Below are 24,551 nucleotides of genomic sequence, written 5' to 3'. Positions count from 1 at the left end.
ATGAAGTTCACGATCGAGGTCGATTGCACGCCCGAGGAGGCGCGCAGCTTCTTCGGCCTTCCCGACGTGAAGCCGATGCAGGAGGCGGCCATGGCGAAGATCAGCCAGCAGATGGCCGATGCCGTCTCCGGGATGACACCGGAGGCAGTGTTCCGGACCTGGCTACCCATGGCGCCCTGGACCTCCGGCGCGAGCTGGACGCCCGGGGCGATGCAGGATGCGATGTCGAGCCTCTTCGGGACCGCCTTCACACCGAAGAAGCCGGAAAACTCCTGAAGGCTTTCCCTCGTCAGGCAGCCAGCGGCAGCGGACGGGTCATGTAGCGGGCCGAGGGGCCGTAACCCTCGGCGAGCCCGTCCGGTTCCGTGGTGAAACCTAACCCCTGCCAAAACGGCTCCGTCCCATAGACCGAGACCAGCGCCATTGCGCCCAGGCCGTGGCGCCGCGCGACGGGGTCGAGCCGCGCCAGCAGGGATCGTCCCGCACCGAGGCCGCGCGCGCCCGGCATGAGCGCCACGTCATGGATGAACAGGCAGGCCGCCTGTTGTGGCAGGGCGCCGAGGAAGTGGTCGAGGGGCGGCACCGCGCCGCATGGCCAGGGATGGGACAGGGCGTAGCCAACCACCTCCTCTCCGCGCTCGGCGACGAGGCAGCCGGAAGGGAAGAGCCGGAGCTTCTCGGCGAAGACCTCCGGACGTTCCGGGAGAAGGGGGTGGACGGCGCGTGCGACGAGGTCGATCGCGCGGAGATCAAAGGGCACCGCCTCGCGCCATGGCGGCGCCTCCGCCTGGGCCTGTCGATCTTCCTCTTGACCGGTCATCCCGTTCCCCGTGCCAGGCTTGCACACATCAGTCTGCACCGGCCGGCAACAGGCGGCGCGCGTCGGCCCAGATGGCACCCGCGAGTTCGCCGGCCGGCTCGGCGCGGGCAAGGCTGGCGGACTGGCCGGCCCATGCCTGCAGGCGGTCGAGATCGTTCGTCCTGACGCCCTGCTCCCGCATGGCCGCTGTCAGGCCCCGCTGCACCGGGTAGGGCGCGGGCCGCGGCGCACCGGGCGCCGTCGCGGCCCGCACATAGGCGGTGGGAAGGCTCCGCCCGGTTCGCCCGCTGAAGACGCGGCTGACGACCGTGGCCTCGGGCGGCGTTGTGGTCAGGCTATCGGCCCAGGCGCGCGGGATGCCCGCCTCCGGGCAGCGGAGGAAGCCGGTCCCGATCTGCGCCGCCGAGGCGCCGAGGGCCAGGGCCGCTGCCACGCCGCGCCCGTCCGCAATGCCGCCGGTCGCGACCACGGGAATGCGAACAGCATCCACCACCGCCGGCAGGAGGGAGAAAAGGCCGACCATCCCGGCCTCGGCCGCCGCCGCATCGAAGCAACCCCGGTGGCCGCCCGCTTCCATTCCCTGAGCGACCACGGCATCGGCGCCGGCGGCCTCGGCCGCGCGGGCTTCGGCGACGGTCGAGACATTGGCAAACCAGGCGATGCCGCGCGCCTTTAACCGAGCGACAAAATCCGGGGCGAAGATTCCCATTACGGAGGAGATGACGGCCGGGCCAGCCTCCAGCATCGCCTCGCACTGGGCGGCGAAATCCGGCGGCGTCGCGTCGCCCGCGCCCTCGGGAACCGGTGGCCCCCAGGCCGAGAGAAAGCCGCGCACCGCGTCCTCACTCCCCCGGTCGCGTTCCGGCGGCGGGTCGGGAATCCAGATGTTGAGGTTGAAGGGCCCGTTCGTGCCGGCGCGCACCCCCCGCGCCCAGCCGAGGATGGCGTCGGGCGCCATGAGCAGCACGCCGCAGGAGCCCATCCCTCCCGCATTCGCCACCGCCACCGAAAGCGCGGGCGCGGGCACACCGGCCATCGGCGCGAGCAGGATCGGCATCCTCATCCCGTAGCGGCGGCAGAACTCCTCCGCCCGTGCGGTCATCGCGCCCATCCCGCTTCCTCCCCGGTCATGTTCGCCGATGATGCCTGCGTCGCTCGTTCGGGCGGAAGGGGGGGAGGTTGCTGGGTGGTTCCGGGACCCTGGGTCCTGGAGAGGGCGCTGCCCTCTCCAGACCTCACCGGCAAAGGGCCTGAGGCCCTTGGATCCCATCAGTCTGTCGCGGATGCGGCGATTGAAGGCCGGTTCCCTCCCGGCGCCCTTCCTGCGCGTGCAGTCGCGTTCGGGGCAGTGGCCTGAGGCGCACGGGCTGCGAAGCATTTCAAACTAGAATGAAAAGATGACCCGTCGGAGTCACCGCCTCCGACGAGTATGGGGAGAGGCAGAATCCCTTGCTTCCTCTCCTCAGGGCCACAAGTGCCACCAGGGTGGAAGGATCAGCCCCGCGGCATTACGGCCTGAAGTGCCTGGGCCGCCGCAGCGCGGACCAGGGCCGGGACGGTGAGGATCGAGCCGGAGAGCGGGCCGAGGACGAGGGTCCGCTGCCGTCCGAGGGCCGCGAGGGCGCGGCGGGCGACGTAGGAGGGGCGTTGCGCGCCCGGCAGGTTGTGCCCGAAGCCCGAACGTTCGGCGAAGCGGCTGCGGGTGGCGGTGGGGCAGAGGGCGAGGATGTCCACGGGGCGGGATGAAAGCTCCGCGGCCAGGGCCTCGGTCAGCGAGAGGTCGAAGGCCTTGGTCGCGGCGTAGGTGGCCAGCCGTGGCACCGGCAGGAAGCCGAGGCCGCTCGAGACAACGATCAGCCCGGCCCGGCGCGCCTCCGCCTCTGCCCGCATGAGCATGCCCGGCAGCAGGCGACGCATCATCACGAGCGGGGCCATCGCATTGACCTGCACCGTCTGCCGCAGGTCGGTTTCGGCAGCGGAGAGGAAGTCGCCGAAGGGGCCGACGCCTGCGTCGCAAATGAGGAGATCGATGCCGAAGGCCTCGCCGGCCGCACAGACATCGTCCAGGCCCTCGTCGGTCGAGAGGTCGGCGGCGATCGTCTCCACGCGCCGCCCCGGCCCGGCCTCTTGGAGAGCGGCGGCCACGCGGGCCAGCCCTTCCTCGTTCCGGCCCGTCAGCAGGAGGTTGGTCGTCGGTGGCAGGGCGTGCGCGAAGGCCTCGCCGATGCCGCTGGTGGCTCCGCTGACGAGTGCGGCGCGCGGTGGGTGCTGCATGGGTGCCTCGATGTGCTGGCGGGAAGGGCCAGCGGAGAAACAGCGGGCTGGAGAGGAAGTTCCTGTGCAGGTGGCCGCGCGGTGGCCTGCCCCCGCCGGGTATTCCGAACGGGGCCGGTGCCTTCCAGCCTATCTCCGGACCCAGGCCGTCCAGTAGCGGCTTTCATGCGGTGCAAATCCCGCTTCAAGCGCCGGATGGATGACAGCTTCCAGGGCGGTGCTGTTGGCGATGTCCTGCCAGACCTTCGGGACCATGACGACGTCGGCGTCGCCCAAGACCTGCTCGGGCACGAGCTTCCCCGGCACGAAGGTGCGGTCCACGTCCCACCACAGCGCGACGCCGCGCGGGGAGGGCCAGCGCAGGCCGGCGGGGAAAGGGTTGGAGAAGGCGACGTTCTCGATGCGCGCCCGCTGCACGCCGAGCCGGGCAATAAGACCGTAGCCGTCCGCGAGGACCGCCTGCATCGCGTCGGATTGCGGCTTCAGCCCCCAGCGGCGCACCTCCTCCGCATCGAAGTCCCTGGGGAACTCGTATCGCTCGAGGCTGTTCGTATACCAGCGCATGTTGCGGAAGGTCTCGGTGCTGCCGTCATCCACCCGGTGGCCGCCGCCCCCGCCGCCGCGCGCCAGCACGACATGGGTCAGGGTGCCATTTGCCTGGGTGAGCACGAAAGGCAGCGTCGCGAGGACTGCCGTGCCAACCCCGAGGGTCAGCAGGGCCGCCCGGGTATCCGCACGGCTCGGGCCGGCACCCTGGGGAAGCCATTCGGCCAGGATCATGACCAGGACGACGAGGGGCGGTGCGAAGCCGCCCCAGTTCTGCGTGGCGAGGAGCACGCTGCCCGCGGTGGCGGCCGCGACGCCGAGGACGGCGAGGCGCCGTGCCGGCAGGAGCCACAAGGCAAGCGCGACGAGCAGGCAGGCCAGTAGCCCGAGCGTCGCGTTGTACTCTATCGCGCGCTCCACCGCGTAGCCGCGCATCAGGACGGTGTTGGCCGCGGCGGCCCGCGCGACATCGGCACGGTAGGCGCCAAGGAGGCCGGGCTGGAGGAGTTCCAGCACGATCCCGCCGGCCGCGCAGGCCGCGAGCGCGAGCGCCGCGCGCCGCCAGAGACCGCGCGTGATGACGCAGCCGATCGCCAGCACGCAGACGGAATAGAGGAAGTAGGTGAGCTTGAGATAGAAGAGGAGGAAGAGAACGCCACCGATTGCCAGGGTCTCGGCCGTGTTCCAGCCGCGCGATTCCCGGCGCGCGCCGCAGAGCGCCCAGAGGCAGACCAGCGAGGAAAGCGCCCAGCCCAGACGGTTGTAGTTGGCGAGGTGGGCGACCAGGAAGGGCGGCCCGTCGATGAAGGTGGGCGCTGCGACGAGTGCCGTGAACATCAGCAGCAGCAGCACGGCGGAGAGGGTGCCGAGGCGCCGCCAGGCGAGCACCGCGCCGAGAATGAGGATGGGGGGCAGAGCGAGGAGGCTCGCCCAGATGACGACCCGCGCGTCCATGCCCCAGAGCCAGGCGGCAGCGCCGTGCAGCCAGAAATAGACGACGCCAAGCGGGGTGTAGAAGTCGAAATGCGGGTGCTGCCCCTGCAGGCTGCGCCACGCGGCGTCGATCGGGATGAAGACGTCGTGCAGCGTGTAGTTCACCGCGGCCCTGGGCGCGAGGGCGGAGAGCAGCGGCAGGGGAAGGCAGAACAGCAGCGCGACCACGAGCGCGCCCAGCGACGGCGGCGCCGCGAGCCGGGAGAGAAGGCGGGCGAGCCGGTCCGCCCTACCCGGCGCGATGGAGGCCACGCCCTCGGTCAACTCGCCGGCCATTGCTGCAAGGGGGCCCGTGCCCTCGGCGGCCTGCGCCCGTTCGGTCTCGTGTCGCCAAGCGACCATGGAGCGGCCCCGCAAGTTCCCGGAACGGTCCATCCTATAGAAAGGCGCGACGGTGAAGGCCGGGGGCGCGGCCATCCGACGCAATCACGGCTTATTCACTGCCCGGTGTGGCCCGGCATCCCCGGTGAACGAGCACCAGCCGGGTCGCACGGTCCAGCCAGGCCTCGCCGGCCGCGTGCTGCCTAACGTCGCGCTGCAGGTACTTGGCAAGTGTCCAGCGGTTTGAGAGCGGCAAGTAGCAGATCGACCACCGTCACGTCCTGCATTTCGGTCCGGGCTATGCGGCGCTGAACCGCGGCTTCCGCCCCGTGCAGCTCGCGATCGATGCTGGGCGCAACCGCGTGCGGCACATCATGCGCCGCCTCATCGACGCCGAGGCGGCGATGAGGCGGCGCCGCCGAGACGCAGCGATGCTGGCGCGCTGCTTCAGGGCCGTGGGCGTGGAGGACTACAAACCGCTTTCGTCCTCTATCGCGCCAACCGGATCGAGCGGGCCTCGCGCGTGCAGGAGATGTTGCACGACAACACCTGTTTCCGCACGCACGAGGATCCCGCCTGGGTCTTCGGCTACGACGTGTTCGCAGTGCCGCTGGTGCAGCCGGTGCGCGCGGCGGCCTAGCCGCTCAACGGCCCGGGCCCGTGGCGTCCAGCGCGATGTTGAGGCGGAGGACGTTGACGCGGGGCTCGCCGAAGATGCCCAACTCGCGTCCCCTGGTTTCCGCCGCCAGCAGCGCCGCGACGCGGGCCTCCGGCAGGCCCCGCGCCTCGGCGACGCGCCGCAGCTGGCGGGCAGCATTCGCCGGGCTGATATCCGGATCTAGCCCGGAACCCGAGGCGGTTGCGGCATCGGCCGGGACCGCGCGCCCGCCGAGCCCCGCGGCGCGCTGCCGCACCGCTTCCAGCAGGGTGGCCGAGGTGGGCCCGAGCTGCGAGGCGGCGGAAGCGGCGGCGTTGTAGGGCGCGGGGCGGGTGCCGCCGCTCACGGCCGGGTCTGCCTCGGTCGTGGCAGAGGGGCGCGGGTGGAAGTAACGATCCGCGTGGAAATCCTGGCCCAACAGGGCAGAGCCGGCGAGCTGCCCGTCGCGCATCACCGGGCTGCCCTTGGCCCTTTCCGGGAAAGCCGCGGCGGCGAGGCCGGTCATGGCGAGCGGCGCCGCGAGGCCGAGAAGGATGGTGAAGAGCCCGACGGTCGCGAGGGCGGGGCGAAGAGGGGAGGTCACGGTCAGGCCACTCCGATAAGGTGCAGCAGGAGATCGACGAGCTTGATGCCGAGGAAGGGCGCGGCGATCCCGCCCAGCCCGTAGATCAGCAGGTTGCGCCGCAGGAGCGCCGCGGCGCCGATGGGCACGTAGCGCACGCCGCGCAGTGCGAGCGGCACGAGCGCCACGATGATCAGCGCGTTGAAGATCACCGCCGAGAGGATCGCGCTCTCCGGCGAGGCGAGGTGCATGACATTCAGCGCGCCGAGCTCCGGATAGCTGGCCACGAAGATCGCGGGCAGGATCGCGAAGTACTTCGCCACGTCGTTGGCGATGGAGAAGGTGGTCAGGGCACCGCGCGTGATCAGCAGTTGCTTGCCGATCTCCACCACCTCGATCAGCTTCGTGGGGTCGCTGTCGAGGTCCACCATGTTACCCGCCTCGCGCGCGGCCTGGGTGCCCGTCTGCATCGCCAGGCCCACATCGGCCTGGGCGAGGGCCGGCGCGTCGTTCGTGCCGTCGCCGGCCATGGCGACGAGGCGGCCCTCTCCCTGCACGCGGCGGATATAGGCGAGCTTGTCCTCCGGCGTGGCTTCCGCGATGAAGTCGTCCACCCCGGCCTCGGCCGCGATGGCGGCGGCGGTCAGGCGGTTGTCGCCGGTGACCATCACCGTGCGGATGCCCATGCGGCGCAGCTCGTCGAAGCGGGCGCGGATGCCGGGCTTGACGATGTCCTTCAGCTCGATGGCGCCGAGAAGGCGGCCGTCCCTTGCCACCGCCAGCGGCGTGCCGCCGGCGCGGGCGATGCGGTCCACCGCCTCTCGGAAGCCCTCCGGCACCTCGCCGCCGAGCGACCTGAGTAGCGCGTCCACGGCGCCCTTGCGGAAGCGGCCCTCCGGCAGGTCGAGGCCGGAGATGCGCGTCTGGGCCGTGAAGGGCACGACCACGGCGCCCGCCGGTAGCGTGCGCGCCTCGATGCCGTGCCGCTCACGCGCGAAGAGGAGGACGGAGCGGCCCTCCGGCGTCTCGTCGGCGAGGGAAGCGAGGGCAGCCGCCTCGGCCAGGTCGCGCTCCGCCACGCCGCGCGCGGGGATGAAGGCGGCGGCCTGACGGTTGCCGAGGGTGATCGTGCCGGTCTTGTCCAGCAGCAGCACGTCCACGTCGCCCGCCGCCTCCACGGCGCGGCCGGAGGTGGCCAGCACGTTGAAGCGCACCAGCCGGTCCATGCCAGCGATGCCGATGGCCGAGAGAAGGCCGCCGATGGTGGTCGGGATGAGCGTGACGAGCAGGGCCGCGAGGACGGGGACGGAGGGCGGCTGGCCGTTCCAGCTCGCCAGCCCGACCAGCGTTGCGACGGCGATGAGGAAGACGATGGTCAGCCCGGCCAGCAGGATGTCGAGCGCAATCTCGTTCGGCGTCTTCTGCCGCGCGGCGCCTTCGACGAGGGCGATCATGCGGTCGAGGAAGGTGGAGCCGGGCGCGGCGGTGATCCGCACCACGATCCAGTCGGAGACGACGAGCGTGCCGCCCGTGACGGCGCTGCGGTCGCCGCCGCTCTCGCGGATGACGGGGGCGCTCTCACCCGTGACCGCCGCCTCGTTCACCGAGGCGATGCCTTCGACCACCTCGCCGTCCGAGGGGATGAGGTCGCCGGCCTCGACCAGAACGTGATCGCCAACGCGCAGCTCCGTCGCGTCGCGCGGCTGCCAGAGGCTGCGTTCGTCGGGGCGCAGCAGCAGCTTCGCGCGCGCCTCGCTGCGGGCGCGGCGCAGGCTGTCGGCCTGAGCGCGGCCGCGGCCCTCGGCCACGGCCTCGGCGAAGGTGGCGAAGAGCACCGTCAGCCAGAGCCAGAGCGCGATCGCCGCCCCGAAGCTCCAGGCCTGGCCGAGCACTGCCGAGCGGATGGCCAGGACGGTGACGAGCAGGGCCACGATCTCGGTGACGAAGATCACGGGGTTGCGCAGCAGACGGCGCGGGTCGAGCTTCAGCACGGCCTCGGCCAAGGCGTGGCGAAGGATGGCGGGATCGGCCAGGGCGGTTGCGTTCCGCGCGCCGCGTCGCGCCGGTGCCTCGGCCATTGCGGGCATCATGTCCATGGGATTGGTTCTCAGAAGGTCTTGCCGGCGAGGAGCACGAAGTGCTCCGCCAACGGGCCAAGGGCGAGGGCGGGCATGAACTGCAGCCCACCGAGGATGAGGATCACTCCCGCCAGCAACCCGGCGAAGAGCGGGCCGTGGGTAGGGAAAGTGCCGGAGGAGGCTGCCAGCTTCGGCTTGGCCGCCACCGCGCCCGCGATCGCCATGACGGGCACGACATAGGCGAAGCGCCCGAGCAGCATGGCGATGCCCAGCGTGGTGTTCAGCCAGGGCGTGTCGGCGGTGAGCCCGCCGAAGGCCGAGCCGTTGTTTCCGGCGGCCGAGGTGTAGGCGTAGAGCATTTCCGACAGCCCGTGCGGCCCTGCTTCCTGGATGGAGGCGATGGCGGCGGGGAGGACGAGTGAGACGGCGGCGAAGCCGAGGATCGTTGCGGGCAGCACGAGCACCGCGAGCATGGCGAGCTTCACCTCGCGCGCCTGCACCTTCTTGCCGAGGTATTCGGGCGTGCGCCCCACCATGAGTCCCGCCACGAACACTGCGAGCAGCGCGAAGACGAGCATGCCATAGAGGCCGGAGCCGACGCCGCCCGGCAGCACCTCGCCGAGCTGGATGAGGAACATCGGCACGAGGCCACCGAGCGGCGTGAAGCTGTCGATCATCGCGTTCACCGCGCCGCAGGAGGCGCCCGTTGTGGTGGCGGTGAAGAGCGCTGTGAGGGCAAGGCCGAAGCGGACCTCCTTGCCCTCCATGTTGCCCATGGCGGGGTCCAGGCCAGCGGCGATGTGCAGGGGGTTACCCGCCGCCTCGGCCGCGTAGATGAGGCCTGTGCCCAGCAGGACATAGCCGAGCATGACGAGCATCAGCGCGCGGCCCTGACGACGGTCCCCGACGATGTGGCCGAAGGCGAGGGCCAGCGCGAAGGGGATCACGGCCTGCGCCCAGATCTGCAGCGCTGTCGCGAGGGCCGAGGGGCCCTCGAACGGATGCGCCGAGTTCGCGCCGAAGAAGCCGCCGCCATTCGTGCCGAGATGCTTGATCGCGACCTGGAAGGCGGCGGGGCCGAGCGGGATGACCTGGCGGCCCCCTTCGAGCGTGGTCGCCTCGGCATAGGGCGCGAGGGTCTGCGGAATGCCCATCGCCACGAAGGCAATGCCCAGGGCGATGGCAAGCGGCAGGAGGAGGTAGAGGGTGATGCGGGTGAAATCCGCCCAGAAGTTCCCGAGGTCCCGCAGCCCGCCCGAGGCGAAGGCGCGCGAGACGGCGAGCGCCAGCGCGATGCCGGTCGAGGCCGAGAGGAAGTTCTGCACCCCTAGTCCCGCCATCTGGCTGAGGTAGCTCATGGCGGACTCGCCGCTATAGGCCTGCCAGTTGGTGTTGGTGACGAAGCTGACCGCCGTGTTGAAGGCGAGCCAGGGTGAGAGGCCGGCGAAGCCCTGCGGGTTGAAGGGCAGCACGCCCTGCAGCCGCAGGAGCGCGTAGAGAAGGACGAAGCCGGTCGCGTTCGCCGCGAGCATGGCGAGCGTGTAGGCCCGCCACCCCATGCCGCGCGCCGGGTCGATGCCGCCCACGCCCAGGATCAGCCGCTCGATGGGGGCAAGAAAGGTGACGCGCCCCGCGGAGATGGCCGCGATATAGCGCCCGAGCGGCAGCGCGGCGGCGACTACGAGGGCGAGGACGAGGGCGATCTGCGCCCAGCCGTTGAGGGTCATGGATCAGAGATCCTCCGGGCGCAGCAGCGCCCATAGGAGGTAGAGGAGCAGCCCCGCCGTGACGGTGCCGCCCAGGACGAGTTCGGCCATGGCGGTCAGACCCGCTCGCAGCCGAGCGCGTAGGCGGCCATGAGGGCGAAGCTGCCCAGTCCGAGAAGGGGCAGGATGAGGTCGGGCATGGATTCCTCGACGGGTGACGTTGCCCGCTGAAGCTGCGCCGCGTGGCCGTAAAGCCTCCATGCGAGATGCGGGGCGCGCGCGTAAAAGCCGTGCAAAGCGTGCCGCGTCTTTGCGCGTTCTTTACGGCCTGCATGGCGATGGCGCATGGCGCCTTTACGCGATGGCGGGGCAGGCTTGGCGCCATGACGATGGGACGAGGAATGAGGCCGCCACCGCTCCCTCTTGCCAACCGACGTGGGCTGGTATCCTGCGTGGCATGACCGACGAACTCGCCCGGCCGGACCCCGATGCGCTGCTCGCCCTGGCGCAGCGGGAAGGGCGCAGGCGGCTGAAGGTGTTCCTCGGCGCCGCTCCCGGGGTGGGCAAGACCTACGAGATGCTGGCCGAGGCGCGGCGGCGGCACGCGGGCGGCACGGATGTGGTCATCGGCATCGTCGAGACCCATGGCCGCGCCGAGACCGTGGCAGCCATCGGCGGCCTGCCCGTGTTGCCCCGCGCGCGAGTGCCTTATCGCGGCCAGATGCTGGAGGAGTTCGACTTGGACGCGGCCCTCGCCCGTCGCCCGTCCATCCTCCTGCTCGACGAGCTGGCCCATGCAAACGCGCCGGGCAGCCGCCATCCCAAGCGCTGGCAGGACGTGGAGGAGCTGCGGGAGGCCGGAATCGAGGTCTGGACGACGCTGAACGTCCAGCATCTGGAGGGGCTTTCGGAGGCGGTCGCGCGCATCACTGGGGTGCGCGTGGCGGAGACGGTGCCGGACCGCGTGCTGGCCGAGGCCGAGGCGGTGGAACTGGTGGACATTCCGCCCGCCGAGCTGATCGAGCGGATGCGGCAAGGCCGAATCTACCGGCCGGACCAGGCGGGACGCGCGCTGCGCGGCTTCTTCCGCGAGGGCAACCTGGCCGCCCTGCGCGAGATGGCGCTGCGCCGCACCGCCGAGCGCGTGGATGCCGACCTCACGGGCTACATGCGCGCCCACGCCATCAGCGGTCCCTGGCCGGCGGGCGACCGGGTGATGGCGCTCATCGGCGCGGACACGACCGGTGAGCGCGTGGTGCGGGAGGCGCGGCGCGTGGCGGACGCGCTGAAGGCGCCGCTGGTCGCCCTCCATGTCGAGCGGCCGGCTGCGCGGGGCAGCACCGATCCCGGCCCGGCGCTGCGGCTGGCCGAGGCGCTGGGCGCCGCGACCGAGACGGTCGTCGCCACCGACCTGCCCTCGGCCATCCTGCGCGAGGCGCGGGCGCGGAACGTGACGCACCTCGTCATCGGCCGTGGCCGGCCGGGGCTGCTGCGGCGGCTGGCCGGGCGCAGCCTCTCCGCGGTGCTGCTCCGTCACGCGGCGGATTTCACCCTTCACCTCGTTCCCGAACCCGCGGGGCCGCCACGGGCCGAGCGGCGGGAGGCCGGGGAGGGGCCGCGCTGGCTGGGCTGGGCCGCGACGCCCACGCTCGTCATGGGCGCGACCGCGATCGGTTTCGCCACGGACGGTGTGGTGCCGGACGGTGCGCTCGGCATGGTCTATCTTCCGCCGATCGTGGCGGCGGCGGTGTGGTTCGGGCCATTGCAGGGCGCGACGAGCGCGCTGCTCTCCTTCCTCGCATGGAACTTCCTCTTCCTGCCGCCGCGCTACACGCTGGCCATCGCGGGGCCGCAGGACGTGGTCGGCGTGGTGGTCTTCGCCCTCGTCGCGCTGCTGCTGGCGGGCACGACGGGCGGGCTCGGCCGCTCGGTGCGCGCCGCGCGGGCGCGAATGCTCGGCCTGCGCCGCCTCGTCGAGTTCAGTCGCCGGCTGGGCGCGCGCGGCGACCGCGGCGACCTCGTGCAGGCGATTGCGGAGGAGGCGTCGCGCATTGCCGGCGGTCCCGCCTGCGTGCTGCTGCCGCTTCCGCCCCTCCCGGGCGAGACGGTGCCCGAGCCGGTTCTCCGCGCGGCCGTGCCGATCGACGCCGAGCCGGACGAGGCCGCCATGGCCGCCGCGCGCTGGGCGATGGCCAATGCCCGCCGCGCGGGCCGCGGGACCGATACGCTGCCGGGGACGGCCTGGCAGTTTCGGCCGATGCGGACAGGGCGCGGGCTGACCGGCCTCGTTGGGCTGCGCCCGCTGACGGGGGATGCGGGATTGGAGGGCGAGGGCGGCCGCGCGCTCGACGCGCTGCTGGATCAGGCCGCCGTGGCGCTGGAGCGGGCCGAGCTGATGGAGGAGCGCGCCCGCGGCGAGGCACGGGCGGAGGCGGAGGCGCTGCGGGCCGCCCTCCTCACCTCCCTCGGCCACGACCTGCGAACGCCGCTCACCTCGATCCGGGGTGCGATCGGCACGCTGCGCACCTCGGGCGCCGCGCTGTCGGAGGAAACCCGCGCCGACCTGCTGGCGACGGCAGAGGAGGAGGCTGAACGGCTTTCCCGCTGGATCGCGAACATTCTCGACATGGTCCGCATCGAGAACCGGCAGATCGAGCCGCGGCGCGAGGCCGTGGACCTCGCGGAAGCGGCAGAGACGGCTGCCGCCCGCGTCTTCCGGGCGCAGGGCCGCGCCGTGGCGCTCGACCCCGGCGGGCGGCCGGTGGCGCCGCGTCTCGACCCGGTGCTGCTGGACCAGGTGCTCTCAAACCTGCTCGACAACGCGCTCAAGTTCTCGGGGCCGAAGGGAAAGGTGGGGATGCGGACGGCGCGCGAGGGAACGGAGCTGCTGGTGAGCGTGGAGGATGACGGACCGGGTATTCCGCCCGCCGACCTGCACCGCGTCTTCGATCCCTTCTTCCGCGCGACGCGCACGGACCGTGTGGCGGCGGGCAGCGGCCTTGGCCTTTCCATCTGCCGTGGCCTCGTGCACGCAATGGGCGGGCGCATCGCGGCGGAGAGCCCGGTAACGTCCAGCGGGCGTGGCACGCGCGTGACAGTCCGCTTTCCCGCCGCATGAGCACGACCGCGCCCGTGGTCCTCGTCATCGACGACGAGCCGCAGATCCATCGCTTCCTCGGCCCTGCGCTGGAGGCCGCCGGCTACATGGCACTGCGCGCGGAAACGGGGGCCGACGGGATACGCTTGGCGGCGGAGCGCGCGCCGGCGCTGGTGCTGCTCGATCTCGGCCTGCCGGATCTCGACGGCAAGCTGCTGATCCCGCGGCTGCGCGCCTTCAGCCCGGCGCCGGTGGTCATCCTCTCGGCCCGCGACCGCGAGACGGAGAAGGTGGCCGCGCTGGACGCGGGGGCGGACGACTACGTGGAGAAGCCCTTCGCCCTGGGCGAGCTGTTGGCGCGGCTGCGGGCGGTGCTGCGGCGCGCGGGCGGCGGGGCGGTCGAAGCGATGGGGGCCGTTATGCGGAGCGGGCCGCTGGAGGTGGACCTGGCTCGCCGCACGGCGCGGGTGGAGGGAGGCGAGCCGCTGAAGCTCACCCCGCGGGAATGGGATCTTCTCGTCGCGCTCATGCGCGGGGGCGAGGGGCGGGTGGTGACGCAGCGGCAGTTGCTCGGCACCGTATGGGGTCCCGCCCATGTGGAGGACACCCAGTATCTTCGCGTCTATGTCGGCCATCTCCGCCATAAGCTCGGTGCCGCGGCGGGGCTGATACGCACGGAGCCGGGCGTGGGCTACCGATTCGGCGAGGAGGCCTAGAAGCCGACCTGTCCGCCAGGGCCAGGCGCGAGAAGCGGCGCCCTTGTCACGTCCAATCCGAAGCCGGACACGAGACGGGCGTTGGCCGCTGGTCCTACGAGGGACGCTGTAAAAAATTCACTATGCGCGGGTAAGTCGCAGAAGCCACATCTCTCTACTTATGGGAGTGGGCCGATTTGGCTTGCAACCATTCAGTAGACAGGCGTGAAACGTTATCGTAAGCATCAAATGATCATTCTTCGGATGTTATTTCCTGTCCTCTCCGGAACCTCGCCTTGAGCCCGCTCCAGAAGCTGCCTCTGTGAGAGCGGAATTGCGGCTTTGCACGTTGTTCGCGCCGGGGACGCGTGCACCACTCGGCACAGGCGGTGGTGCGAGTTTGTGGGACGGGCGCGCGGCGCACGAGTCCTGGGGATGTAGGCCGCTCTGATGCCGCTCGACCAGGCTGACCGACCCACCGATCCCGTGGTGGGATGCGAGCACGAGCCGATCCACATCCCCGGCAGCATCCAGCCGCACGGCCACCTGCTTGCCTTTGGGGCGGAGGAGATGCGGCTTCTCCATGCCAGCGCTGCCTCGGAGGCGGTTCTCACGACGGGCCTGGCGGCAGCGTTCGGAGAGCCCGTCGAGCGCCTTCTCCCAGACGATTGGGTGAAGGTGCTGCGCCCTAAGCTGCGTGGCCTGCCGAGCGTCGGCCCGATGCAACTCGGCCGTTTCCGTGCAACCTCCGGCGCGGCCTTCCAGGCGGTGGGGCATCGCTCTACCGGTGGGCAGGTCGTGCTCGAGCTGGAAGTGGAAGGCGACGACGAGGGGCCGGAAGCGCAGAGCACCCTTGAGGCACTCTACCCCGGCGTGCGCGACGCCTATGCGCGCCTCGGCCGGGTGGCGACGCCGGAGCTGCTGGCGGCCACCACCGCGGCGGCCGTGCGACGCATCACCGGCTTTGACCGCGTGCTCGTCTATCGTTTCGAGGAGAACTGGGACGGGACGGTCATTGCCGAGGACCGGAGCGAGCGCCTGCCCTCCTATCTCGGCCTGCGTTTCCCGGCTTCCGACATTCCCGCGCAGGCCCGGCGGCTCTATGAGCTGAATCCGCAGCGGCTGATCGCCGATGCCGGCTACCGGCCGGTGACCATCCTGCAGGCGCAGGACGGGCCGCCGCTCGACCTCACCTTCTCGAGCCTGCGCAGCGTGTCGCCGGTGCATCTCGAATACATGCGCAACATGGGAACGCCGGCCTCCATGTCCGTCTCCGTGATCCGCGGCGACGGGCGGCTTTGGGGCCTCGTTTCCTGTCACCACAGCACGCCGCGGCGGGTATCGTTCGCTGCACGGAACGCCTGCGACCTGGTGGCGCAGATGTTCGCCGTCCGCATCGCCGCCCGCGAGGAGATGGCGCATGCCGAGGCGCGCGCCAGGCTCAAGGGCCTGGAGGGACGCCTGCTGGCGCGGATGGCGGAGGCGAAGCAATTTGTCGATGGCCTCATGGCCGTGCCTCGGGACCTGCTCGAACTGACCGGGGCAGAGGGGGCGGCGGTGCTGACGGAGGGGGCCTGCGTCCTGACCGGCCGGACGCCGCCGGAAGCGGAGGTGCGGCGCGTCGCGGCCTGGCTGGCCGAGCGCGGGGTGGAGGAGGTGCTGGAGACCGGCGCCCTCTCCGAGCTGCTGCCATCGGCCGAGGCCATCGCCGACACCGCCAGTGGCCTCCTCGCCGTCTCGATCTCCAAGCTCCACCCGAGCTTCGTCCTGTGGTTCCGGCCCGAGCTGGTCCGGACGGTGAAATGGGGCGGCGATCCCCGCAAGCCGATGGAGCCGACGCCGAGCCGCCTGCATCCGCGGCGCTCCTTCGCCGCCTGGGCGGAAACTGTTCGCCAACGCTCGGCGCCCTGGAGCGCGGCGGAAGTTGAGGCCGCGCGCGACCTGCGCACGGCGATCGTCGGCGGCGTGCTGCGGGCCGCCGAGGAGCGGGCGGAGCTGACCGGGCGGCTGGAGCGTGTGAACAAGGAACTGGCGGCCTTCTCCTATTCCGTTTCGCACGATCTCCGCGCGCCGTTCCGCCACATCGTCGGCTTCTCCGAGATGCTGCGCGAGCGCGAGGGCGAGCGGCTGACCGACAGGGGGCGCCGGTATCTCACCACCGTCATCGAGGCGGCAGAGAATGCGGGCCGCCTTGTGGACGCGCTGCTGAACTTCTCGCAGATGGGCAGAACGTCTCTTGTTCCCGTGGAATTCGACCCGGCGGCGCTGGTGGCCGAGGTTCGCCGCGCGCTGGAGCCGGACCAGGGCGAGCGGCCCTTCGAATGGCGGGTCGCGCCGATGCCGCTGATCCACGCCGACCCCGCCATGCTGCGGCAGGTGTTCCAGAACCTTCTCTCGAACGCCGTCAAGTACACGCGCGGCCGGGATCCAGCGGTCGTCGAGATCGGTTGCGAAACGGCGGAGAAAGAGTTCGTCTTCCACGTGAAAGACAACGGGGTCGGTTTCGAGATGGCCTACGCGCACAAGCTTTTCGGCGTGTTCCAAAGGCTGCACCGGGCCGAGGAATTCGAGGGTATCGGCATCGGCCTCGCCAATGCCCAGCGCATCATCGAGCGGCATGGCGGCCGGATCTGGGCCGAGGGCAGTCCAGGCAAGGGGGCGGTGTTCAGCTTCTCGCTGCCCCGCTCCGACGCAACGACCGGGGAGTCGATCTGAGATGGCGCAGCTCAGGCCCGTTCTGCTCGTGGAGGACAGTCCGAACGATATCGAGCTGACCCTGGCCGCCTTGGAGAAAAGCCGGCTGGCCAATCCGGTCCTCGTGGCACGGGACGGCGTCGAGGCGCTGGACATGCTGTTCCGCCGCGGCAATTCGCCAGACGAGCCGCAGCTGCCGGCCGTGGTGCTGCTCGACATCAAGCTGCCGCGAATGGACGGGCTGGAGGTGCTGGAGGAGATGCGGCGCGAGGAGCGCACGCGCAACGTGCCGGTGGTGATGCTGACCTCCTCGCGCGAGGAGCAGGACTTGATCAAGAGCTACGGCCTCGGCGTCAACGCCTTCGTGGTGAAGCCGGTCGGCCACCGCGAGTTCTTCGAGGCGATCCGCGACATAGGCGCCTTCTGGGCCGTGCTGAACGAGCCGCCGCCGGATCAGGCCGCTTCGGGGAATCCGGGCGAGGGGACGTGACGGAAGCCCGACTTGCCCCGGCGACGGAAAGCGCCGACTGCCGCATCCTGCACCTGGAAGACAGCGCGATCGATGCTGAGCTGATCGCGGAGTACCTGGCGCATTCGGGCCTCGCCAGCACCATCCAGCTCGTCGTCGGCCGCGCGGAGTTCACCGCGGCCCTGCTCAGGGGCGAGATCGACCTCATCCTGGCCGATTTCGTCCTTCCGGATTTCGACGGTCTCACGGCTCTTTCCGTCGCGCGCGAGATCGCGCCCGATACGCCCTTCATCTTCGTCTCGGGCACGATGGGCGAGGAAGCCGCCGTCGAGGCGGTGAGGCAGGGCGCCACGGACTACGTGGTGAAGCAGCGCCTCGCCCGGCTGCCAATCGCCGTCAGGCGCGCGCAGGACGATGCCCGTGCCCGTGACGGCCAGAGGGAAACACTGGCGGCGTTGCGCGAGAGCGAGGCGCGGCTGCGCCTAGCGCTGGAGGCCGGGCGGCTCGGCACCTGGGAACTGGATCTCCGTAGCGGAGCTCTTACCGCCTCGGCGCATTTCCACGCCGCCTTTGGCGGGGGGGCGGAGGGGCCCTTCACCTATCCGGATCTTCTCGCCGCCATCCACGCCAAGGACCGCGAGTGCGTGCAGTCGGCCCTGGCGCGCTCGGTGTCGCAGCACGCCGACTACGATGTCGAATATCGTGCCGTCCAATCCGACGGCACGGTGCGCTGGTTGCAGGTGCGCGGGCGCCCGGTCCACGCGCCCGACGGAACCGCGCTGGGTCTGGCGGGCGTCTCGCTCGACATCACCGAGCGAAAGCTGGCCGAGGAGCGGCAGACCTTGCTCTCTCGCGAGGTGGATCACCGCGCGAAGAACGCGTTGGCGGTCGTGCAGGCCACGCTGCGGCTGACGAAGGTGGCGGACGTGCCTGGCTATATCCGCGCGGTCGAGGGGCGGGTGGCAGCTCTGGTCCGGGCACAGGCGCTGCTTGTCGAGGATCGTTGGGCCGGGGCTGACCTTCGTGCCCTGCTGGAAGGGGAACTCCTGCCCTTCCTGGGGACAGAGCCCGGGCGCGCGGTGCTGCAGGGGCCGCGTGTCTCGCTTCCCGTCTCAGCGGTGCAGCCGCTCGCCATGATCGCGCATGAACTGGCCACCAACGCGGTGAAGTACGGCGCCCTCTCGGCCGCGGAGGGTTGCGTCTCCGTCTCCTGGCAGGTGGAGCGCGGTGACGATAATCTGGCGCGCCTGAAGCTGCGCTGGGCGGAGTCGGGAGGCCCCCCACTGCACCATGTTCCGAAGCGTCGCGGCTTCGGGGGGCGGATGCTGGAAAGTGCGGTGCGTGTGCAGCTGAGCGGCGAAGTCGCCCTTTTATGGGAGCCGGAGGGGCTCGTCTGCGAGATCCAGATGCCGCTTGAATCCTCGCCGGCGGAGGCTCTGCCGGCCAGCGGCGACCGCAACCGGCTGATGGCGGTCTGACGGCCGGCGGCGGCGGGAACCTCCTTCGTTCTGGCATTTCTACAGCTAGGAGGGTCATGAGCGTTCCTGCCACTGGCGATGCGCCAGTGTTGGTTGGCTGCGCACCGATTCAGGCTTTGAAAAACAGCCCACCGCGATCGTCTCGCGCCAGAATGCCCAGAAGAATTCCGGACAAATCATAAACGTCATTGGTTCCGTTTCTAACAAGGTCACGCTCAAGACGAACCGTCTGTCCGAGATGGTCTAGAGCAGTGGCGGGCTGGATCAGGCGCTAGGTGCCCCGCCGTGCTGGCGCATCCGCCAGCGCGCCTGCCAGTCTCGCCCACCTAGCCATCCCTGAAGGCTTGCGGCATCGGCCGGGCCGTTGGCGGCCGCCTCCACGCTGCGCCAGGCGAGGCAGAGCATGCATGAGAGCACGGGCACGCCGTCGCGGTATCCATGCGCGATAATGGGCCGCAGCGTCGGCATGCCGGTGCCGAGCATGACGATCGCGTCCAGCCCCGCGGGGTCCAGCGCCTCCAGCGCCGCTTGGGCGCCCGCGCTGTCCATCGCGTAGATCGGGTGGAAGACACCGTCCTGCAGCGCCGAGCCCGAGATGCGGACGACCTCGAAGCCCTGCGCCTCCCAGTAAGTGATGGCCGCGCGCGTCAGGTCGTCAGGATAGGGGGAGACAAGGCCGATGCGGCGCGCTGACAGGGCCTGGAGGGCGTCGCGCACGGCCTGTCCCGCCGTTACGACCGGCACGCCGCGCGCGGCTTCCATGCGGGCGACGATCGCCGCTTCCTCCTCGGCGCCGGCGTAGTAGGAGGCGCCGGTGCAAGCGAAGGCTACGGCGGCCAGCGGCGCATTGGCGAATTGCGCGACGGCCCCTTCCAGATCGCGCAGATAATCCAGCAGCCGCGCGACGATCGTCGGCTTCGGGCTGGTGAGGCGTGCGTTGATCATCGCGACGCCGGGCGGCAGGAGCACCGCCAGTTCCGGTTCGACCGTCGTGTTCGCCTGCGGCGTCAGCACGCCGATGAGTCCGCGGGGTGCATATTCCAGGGCCACGGGTCAGCCTCGTTCAGGCTGGGATCCCGCTTCCGGCTCGCGCTCCGGCATGGCCCCGCCTCTCAGGTTGAGTGATGGACAAGTTGGGCAGGTCATGGCCGACTGCGCAAGCCGAACCAGCGGAGTCCTCGCCCTGCATCGTTCCTCCCGCATCGTGATCGTCGGCGCCGGACCGGTTGGCCTTACGCTCGCCGTGCTGCTGCATCGTGCCGGCGCGACGCCCGTGGTGTTGGAGGCGGGCTCCGCGATCGCGGAGGAGCTGCGCGCCTCCACCTTCCATCCGCCGACGCTCGACATGCTCGATACGATCGGCGTCGCCCGGCCGCTGATCGCGCAGGGGTTGGTAACGCCGGAATGGCAGATCCGCCTGCACGAGACAGGCGATCGCGCGGTCTTCGACCTATCCGTGCTCCGCGAGGACACGGCCTTTCCGCATCGCTTGCAATGCGAGCAGCAGCGGCTATCGCATCTTCTGCTTGCGCTGTTGCCTGCGGGAACGGTGCGCTTCGATGCCCCCGTCACGATGGTAGTGCAGGACGCAGACGGGGCGGTCCTCACGCTGGAAGGGGACGAGACGGTATCTGCGGACTATGTCATCGGCTGCGACGGTGCGCGCAGCAAGGTCCGCCACGCCATGGAACTCGATTTTCCGGGCGACACCTATCCCGAGACCACCATCCTCGCGACGACGACCTTCCCCCTCCACGAGCACCTTCCGCACCTGTCCAACGTGAACTATGTCTGGACGAGCCATCCCGCTTTCTCCGGCACCTTCTCGCTGCTGCGCGTGCCCGGCCGCTGGCGCGCCAGCCTCTACCCCGCGCCGGGGGAGAGCGTGGAGGAGGCGCTGGAAGCCGCGGCGGTCGAGCGCAAGCTGCAGGCCATTCATCCGAAGCCAACGCCCTACGACGTGCCGGACCTCCGGCCCTACCGTATCCACCAGCGGATTGTGGCGGATTACCGTAAGGGGCGCCTCCTGCTCGCGGGGGATGCCGCGCATCTCAACTCTCCCTCGGGCGGCATGGGGATGAACGGCGGGATCCAGGATGCCTTTGAACTCGCCGCGACCCTCCTGCCCGTGCTGCGCGCCGAGGCGGAGGAGGGGCTGCTCGACCGCTACACCCGCCGCCGCCGGCCGGTCGCGGAGCGGGAGATCATCGCGCAGGCCGACCGCAACCGTGCCCGCATGCGCGAAACCGATCCGGCCCGTCGGCGCGCGATGCTCACCGACATGCAGGCGCTCTGCGCCGATCCGGTGCGGCTGCGCGAACACCTGCTGCGGACATCCATGATCACCGGCCTGCGCGAGGCCGCGCGGGTGGAGTGAGGGCATGACGGAACGACGCATCCTGCTCGCGGCCGCCACTGCGCTGGCCACTCCTCGTGCCCTTCGCGCCCAAGAAGCGGGCGCTTGGCCGTCCCGCCCCATCCGCTTCGTCGTTCCCTTCCCGCCCGGCGGCACCACGGACATTGTGGCTCGCGTCTACGCCCAGCGGATGACGCGGACGCTCGGCCAGCCCATGGTGGTTGAGAACCGTGCCGGCGCGGGCGGCACGGTGGGCAGCGACGTCGTCGCGAAAGCGCCGCCGGACGGCTATGCCTTCGTGATGTCCAACATCGCCTCCCATGCCGTGGGGCCGAACGTCTACCCCCGCGTGCCCTATGACAGCGTGCGGGACTTCACACATATCGCGCTTCTCGCGGACGTGCCCTCCGTGCTCGTTGTCGGCGAGACCTCCCCGGCCCGTGATCTGGCCGGCTTCCTGGTGGCGGCGCGGGCGCGGCCGGTGACCGTGGCCTCTCCAGGGAATGGAACCACCTCGCATGTCCTGACCACCACCCTCGCACGGCTCACGGGCACCCAGCTTGTCCACGTGCCCTACCGCGGCTCCGCGCCCGGCATCTCGGATGTCATGGGCGGAACGGTGGAGGCAATGATCACCACCCTTGCTGAGGCCGGACGCAACGACCGCGTGCGCATCCTCGCCATCACCTCCGAGCGCCGGACTCCGGGCTGGGATGCCGTGCCCACCTTCGCCGAGTTGGGGCTGCCGCAAATGACGGCACCCACCTGGTTCGGCCTCTCCGGCCCGCCCGGCCTGCCGCACGTGATCGCGGACCGGATGAGCGCGGCGGCGGTGGAGGCCCTTTCAACGGAGACGGTGCGCGTACGGCTGGCCGATTTCGGCGCCGTGCCGCCGGTTCATGACCGCGCTTGGTATGCGGGCTACGTCGCGGAGGAGCTGGCGCGCTGGGGCAAGGCGGTGCGCGAGGCCGGCGTGCGGGCGGACTGAGCGGGGGGGTGGCTCACTCCGCCTCGATGCCCGCCTCCTTCGCGACCCGGGCCCAACGGGCCACATCAGAGGCGATGAGGGCCTCGTAGTCACGGCGCGAGAGGCTGTGGGGCCCTGCGCCGAAGTCGAGAAGCCGCTCCTGCGCGTCCGGAGCGGAGAGGCCCTTCGCGAGGGCGTCGTGCAGTGCGTCTGCGGCGGCATCTGGCATGCCTGCGGGGCCGGAAAGGCCGAACCAATTGGTGGCGACGAGCGTCTCGAAGCCGAACTCGCGCACGCTTGGAACATTGGGCCAGCGCGCGGCGCGCTCCGGCGTGGTCACGGCCAGCATGCGCAGCCGGTCGTTGCGCCCAACATCGGGAACCGCCGCGATCAGGCCGTCGATCTGCCCGCCCAGCACGTCCGCGACGGCCGGTGCGGAGCCGCGATAAGGCGCGTGCAAGATCGCCACACCGGCCGCGCGGTTGAGCAGTTCGAGCTTCACGTGGCTCGAGGTGCCGATGCCCGTGGAGCCGAACTTCACGTTGCCGGTGCGAGCGCGCGCCACCAGCTCGGGTAGGCTGCGGATCGGCCCGTCCGTCGCCACGACGATAGCGCTCGGCACCGCCGCGATCAGCCCGATGGGCGTGAAGTCGCGCACGGGATCGTAGGGCACGTGCTTCGACACCGCCGGTCCGATCGCCTGGGAGGCGATGTTCGACAGAAGGATGGTGTACCCGTCCGGAACCGCCTTCGCCACGAGGTCGCTGCCGATCACGCCGCCGGCGCCGCCACGATTGTCGACGACGACCGAGGTGCCGAGCGAGGGTTCCATTCCCCGGGCGGCAAGGCGCCCGAGGAGGTCCGTGGTGCCGCCGGGCGTGAATGGCACGACGAGCCGCACAGGTCGCGCGGGCATCCAGCTAGGCTGGGCAGCGGCGCGACGGGGCAAGAGGAACGGGGCGGCTCCGGCCGGCAGCGCGGCAAGGATCGAGCGGCGGGAAGCGGTCATGGGGCGTGTCTCCGTCCGGGTCGCGTCAGTTCACGGCGATGCGGGCGTCCCGCACCACGCCGCGCCAGCGGACGAGGTCGTCGGAGACGAGCTTTCCGAGATCCGCGCGGCTGCCGCCCCCGACGACGAAGCGGATCCTCTCCAGCCGTTCCACCACTTCCGGCTGGCGCAGCGTGGCGGCAAGCGCCTGATGCAGTGCTTCGGCGATCGGCTCGGGTGTAGCGGCCGGCACGAAGAGGGCGGTCCATGACTGGGAGGTGAGGTCTTCCAGCCCCTGCTCGGCCATGGTCGGCACGTCGGGCGCCCAAGTCAGCCGGTGGGGGCCGGCCACGGCGATCATGCGGACCTGGCCCGAGATGATCTGCGGCGCGGCCGTGCCTGAATTCACCATCGAGAGCGGCACCGTGTTCTGAATTACCGCCGTGATCGCCGCCGCGCCGCCGGCGAAGGGTACGTGCACGGCACGCGTGCCGGTGCGGAGAAGGAAAAGCTCCAGCCCGAGCTGCTCGGACGAGCCGATGCCGGAAGAGGAGAAGGAGAGCGCATCGCCCTTCTGCAGCATCCAGTTCCGTAGCTCCGCGACATTCGTCGCCGGCACGGAGGGATGGACGACGACGACGTTCGGCGCGCTCATTGCCAGGATGATCGGCTTGAAGTCCCTTTCGGGATCGAAGCCGGCGGACTGCATGACCACGGGCTGGATCGTCATCGTGCCGCTGGCGTTAACGAGGAGGACCTGCCCGTCGCCGGGCATGGCGGCCACCGCGCGCGTGCCGATCACGCCCGTCGCGCCCGGCCGGTTGTCGATGACGACGTTCTGCCCAAGCGCCGCCTGAAGCCCGGGCTGAAGGGCGCGCGCGCAGAGATCCGTGGCGCCGCCGGGCGGGAAGGGAACGAGCAGCGTCACGGGGCGGCTCGGGCGCCATGTCACCTGCGCCTGTGCGATGTGCGGCAGAGGCAGCAGCGGGGCGGACAGCAGGCTGAGCGCGGTGCGGCGACGCATGATGTTCCTCACGTTTGTTGCTCGGGCGCCCTGCCATCCATTGACCGGCGCGATGCTGCGCGGGAGTTTGCGGCACGGAGGGCCGCGATAAGATGAGCAAGAACGAGGCCGCGGCGGGTGTCCGCCAGGCGCTGGCATCGCTCCAGGCGGAGCGCGGCTATGTGCTGCCGCATCGCGGGCTTCTCGCCGCCGCGCTGCCGGAGCTGCACGGCGCCTACGGCACAATGTACCGCGCGCTGACGGTGGATGAACGCCACATGACTCCGCTCGCACGGGAGTGCGTGTGGCTCGCCATCCTCGTGGCCTGCGACGAGCCGGTGGGCACGCACCATGTGGCCGCCTTCCGCCGTTGCGGCGGCAGCGATCGCGAGGCGGCGGCACTTTTCCGGCAGACGGCCTGGGCTATGGGCGCGGATGCACTCGGCTTCCTGCGCGGGGAATGGGCGCCGCACTTCCCGGGGTACGATCCTGCCGCCGCCTATCTCGAAGCCGCCTCCGCGCTGAATGCCGCGGGCGACCTGCCGGATGGGACAGCGCGGCTGGCGCGCCTTGCCGCGCATGCCGCGCGTGGAAGGCTCTGGGCGCTGGAGGTCGAGTTGGAAGCAGCCTACGGCGTGGGCATCGACGAGCGGCAAATGGCCGAGGCGATCAGCCTCATCATTTGGCCGCGCGGGGTAAACCCCTTCGTGCGCGCAGCGGAAACTTGGCTCCGCCTTCTGCGGAGCGGGCGCGTCTTGCCCTCTCCCGCCTTCGCCGCCTGGGCCGCGGTGGACGACCAGGGGCCGCTCGTCCTGGAGGGGGTGCCGGCCCCGCAACGCTGAAGCC

Annotated in this window: 22 protein-coding genes; 9 read left to right on the top strand and 13 right to left on the bottom strand. The window is 70.8% G+C overall.

Annotated features, from left to right (window positions below; all coding sequences use genetic code 11):
* The gene (locus D9599_RS02425; RefSeq protein WP_198379639.1) at positions 1 to 276 is read left to right on the top strand and encodes a DUF6489 family protein; all 276 of its coding nucleotides are present in this window, start codon (positions 1 to 3) and stop codon (positions 274 to 276) included.
* Between the two features lie 13 nt (positions 277 to 289).
* On the opposite strand, the gene D9599_RS02420 is transcribed toward D9599_RS02425, so the two are convergent.
* From D9599_RS02420 to D9599_RS31085, 9 genes are all read right to left on the bottom strand, one after another.
* On the bottom strand, positions 290 to 820 hold the full coding sequence (locus D9599_RS02420) for a GNAT family N-acetyltransferase (protein ID WP_198379638.1): 531 nt from the start codon (positions 818 to 820) through the stop codon (positions 290 to 292).
* A 28-nt stretch (positions 821 to 848) separates the two neighbouring features.
* Positions 849 to 1,931: a nitronate monooxygenase family protein gene (locus D9599_RS02415; protein WP_198379637.1), complete on the bottom strand. Its 1,083-nt coding sequence runs from the start codon at positions 1,929 to 1,931 to the stop codon at positions 849 to 851.
* A gap of 383 nt (positions 1,932 to 2,314) precedes the next feature.
* Positions 2,315 to 3,094: an SDR family oxidoreductase gene (locus D9599_RS02410; RefSeq protein WP_198379636.1), complete on the bottom strand. Its 780-nt coding sequence runs from the start codon at positions 3,092 to 3,094 to the stop codon at positions 2,315 to 2,317.
* A 129-nt stretch (positions 3,095 to 3,223) separates the two neighbouring features.
* Positions 3,224 to 5,050 carry a hypothetical protein gene (locus tag D9599_RS02405; RefSeq protein ID WP_198379635.1) on the bottom strand — a complete coding sequence of 609 codons (1,827 nt, stop codon included), beginning with the start codon at positions 5,048 to 5,050 and terminating at the stop codon, positions 3,224 to 3,226.
* 548 nt (positions 5,051 to 5,598) lie between these two features.
* Positions 5,599 to 6,195: a potassium-transporting ATPase subunit KdpC gene (kdpC, locus tag D9599_RS02400; protein ID WP_198379634.1), complete on the bottom strand. Its 597-nt coding sequence runs from the start codon at positions 6,193 to 6,195 to the stop codon at positions 5,599 to 5,601.
* Positions 6,196 to 6,197: 2 nt separating this feature from the next.
* Positions 6,198 to 8,264 carry a potassium-transporting ATPase subunit KdpB gene (gene kdpB / locus D9599_RS02395; protein WP_375373030.1) on the bottom strand — a complete coding sequence of 689 codons (2,067 nt, stop codon included), beginning with the start codon at positions 8,262 to 8,264 and terminating at the stop codon, positions 6,198 to 6,200.
* 17 nt (positions 8,265 to 8,281) lie between these two features.
* Positions 8,282 to 9,979 (bottom strand): potassium-transporting ATPase subunit KdpA, encoded by a 1,698-nt coding sequence (gene kdpA, locus D9599_RS02390; RefSeq protein WP_198379633.1) that lies wholly within the window; start codon positions 9,977 to 9,979, stop codon positions 8,282 to 8,284.
* A gap of 3 nt (positions 9,980 to 9,982) precedes the next feature.
* A complete protein-coding gene (kdpF, locus tag D9599_RS32395; RefSeq protein WP_375373029.1) occupies positions 9,983 to 10,069 on the bottom strand; it encodes a K(+)-transporting ATPase subunit F in 87 nt (28 codons plus the stop codon).
* Between the two features lie 5 nt (positions 10,070 to 10,074).
* Entirely contained in the window at positions 10,075 to 10,254 is a 180-nt protein-coding gene (locus D9599_RS31085; protein WP_232480065.1) for a hypothetical protein, read from the bottom strand.
* 161 nt (positions 10,255 to 10,415) lie between these two features.
* On the opposite strand from D9599_RS31085, the gene D9599_RS02380 reads away from it, so the two are divergent.
* From D9599_RS02380 to D9599_RS02360, 5 genes are all read left to right on the top strand, one after another.
* A complete protein-coding gene (locus D9599_RS02380) occupies positions 10,416 to 13,076 on the top strand; it encodes a sensor histidine kinase KdpD (protein ID WP_198379631.1) in 2,661 nt (886 codons plus the stop codon).
* Positions 13,073 to 13,771 (top strand): response regulator, encoded by a 699-nt coding sequence (locus tag D9599_RS02375; RefSeq protein WP_198379630.1) that lies wholly within the window; start codon positions 13,073 to 13,075, stop codon positions 13,769 to 13,771. The genes D9599_RS02380 and D9599_RS02375 overlap by 4 nt, the downstream gene beginning before the upstream one ends.
* 429 nt (positions 13,772 to 14,200) lie before the next feature.
* Positions 14,201 to 16,465, top strand: a complete 2,265-nt coding sequence (locus D9599_RS02370; protein WP_198379629.1) for an ATP-binding protein — start codon at positions 14,201 to 14,203, stop codon at positions 16,463 to 16,465.
* Between the two features lies 1 nt (position 16,466).
* Entirely contained in the window at positions 16,467 to 16,934 is a 468-nt protein-coding gene (locus D9599_RS02365; protein WP_198379628.1) for a response regulator, read from the top strand.
* Complete coding sequence (locus D9599_RS02360) at positions 16,931 to 18,391, top strand: HWE histidine kinase domain-containing protein (protein ID WP_198379627.1); 1,461 nt, start codon at positions 16,931 to 16,933, stop codon at positions 18,389 to 18,391. The genes D9599_RS02365 and D9599_RS02360 overlap by 4 nt, the downstream gene beginning before the upstream one ends.
* A 54-nt stretch (positions 18,392 to 18,445) precedes the next feature.
* On the opposite strand, the gene D9599_RS02355 is transcribed toward D9599_RS02360, so the two are convergent.
* Positions 18,446 to 18,610, bottom strand: coding sequence for a hypothetical protein (locus D9599_RS02355; protein ID WP_198379626.1), 165 nt, complete (start codon positions 18,608 to 18,610; stop codon positions 18,446 to 18,448).
* A gap of 45 nt (positions 18,611 to 18,655) precedes the next feature.
* Positions 18,656 to 19,441, bottom strand: coding sequence for an aspartate/glutamate racemase family protein (locus tag D9599_RS02350; protein ID WP_198379625.1), 786 nt, complete (start codon positions 19,439 to 19,441; stop codon positions 18,656 to 18,658).
* Between the two features lie 94 nt (positions 19,442 to 19,535).
* Here D9599_RS02350 and D9599_RS02345 point away from each other — a divergent pair, with 94 nt between their 5' ends.
* Both D9599_RS02345 and D9599_RS02340 read left to right on the top strand, forming a co-directional pair.
* Positions 19,536 to 20,768 (top strand): NAD(P)/FAD-dependent oxidoreductase, encoded by a 1,233-nt coding sequence (locus D9599_RS02345; RefSeq protein ID WP_198379624.1) that lies wholly within the window; start codon positions 19,536 to 19,538, stop codon positions 20,766 to 20,768.
* A gap of 4 nt (positions 20,769 to 20,772) precedes the next feature.
* On the top strand, positions 20,773 to 21,735 hold the full coding sequence (locus D9599_RS02340) for a tripartite tricarboxylate transporter substrate binding protein (protein WP_198379623.1): 963 nt from the start codon (positions 20,773 to 20,775) through the stop codon (positions 21,733 to 21,735).
* A gap of 13 nt (positions 21,736 to 21,748) precedes the next feature.
* Here the strand turns inward: D9599_RS02340 and D9599_RS02335 are convergent, their stop codons facing one another.
* Together D9599_RS02335 and D9599_RS02330 are read right to left on the bottom strand one after the other, a co-directional pair.
* Positions 21,749 to 22,723 carry a tripartite tricarboxylate transporter substrate binding protein gene (locus tag D9599_RS02335; RefSeq protein WP_198379622.1) on the bottom strand — a complete coding sequence of 325 codons (975 nt, stop codon included), beginning with the start codon at positions 22,721 to 22,723 and terminating at the stop codon, positions 21,749 to 21,751.
* Positions 22,724 to 22,748: 25 nt separating this feature from the next.
* Entirely contained in the window at positions 22,749 to 23,726 is a 978-nt protein-coding gene (locus D9599_RS02330; RefSeq protein ID WP_198379621.1) for a tripartite tricarboxylate transporter substrate binding protein, read from the bottom strand.
* 92 nt (positions 23,727 to 23,818) lie between these two features.
* Between D9599_RS02330 and D9599_RS02325 the strand changes: the two genes are divergently transcribed.
* A complete protein-coding gene (locus D9599_RS02325; RefSeq protein WP_198379620.1) occupies positions 23,819 to 24,547 on the top strand; it encodes a hypothetical protein in 729 nt (242 codons plus the stop codon).
* Positions 24,548 to 24,551 lie beyond the last annotated feature (4 nt).

The sequence above is a fragment of the Roseomonas sp. KE2513 genome (assembly GCF_016107305.1).
In the GTDB taxonomy this organism is placed as follows: Bacteria; Pseudomonadota; Alphaproteobacteria; order Acetobacterales; family Acetobacteraceae; genus Roseomonas.
The sequence above is the reverse complement of the archived record's forward strand: the minus strand, read 5'-3'. Positions and strand labels throughout refer to the sequence as shown.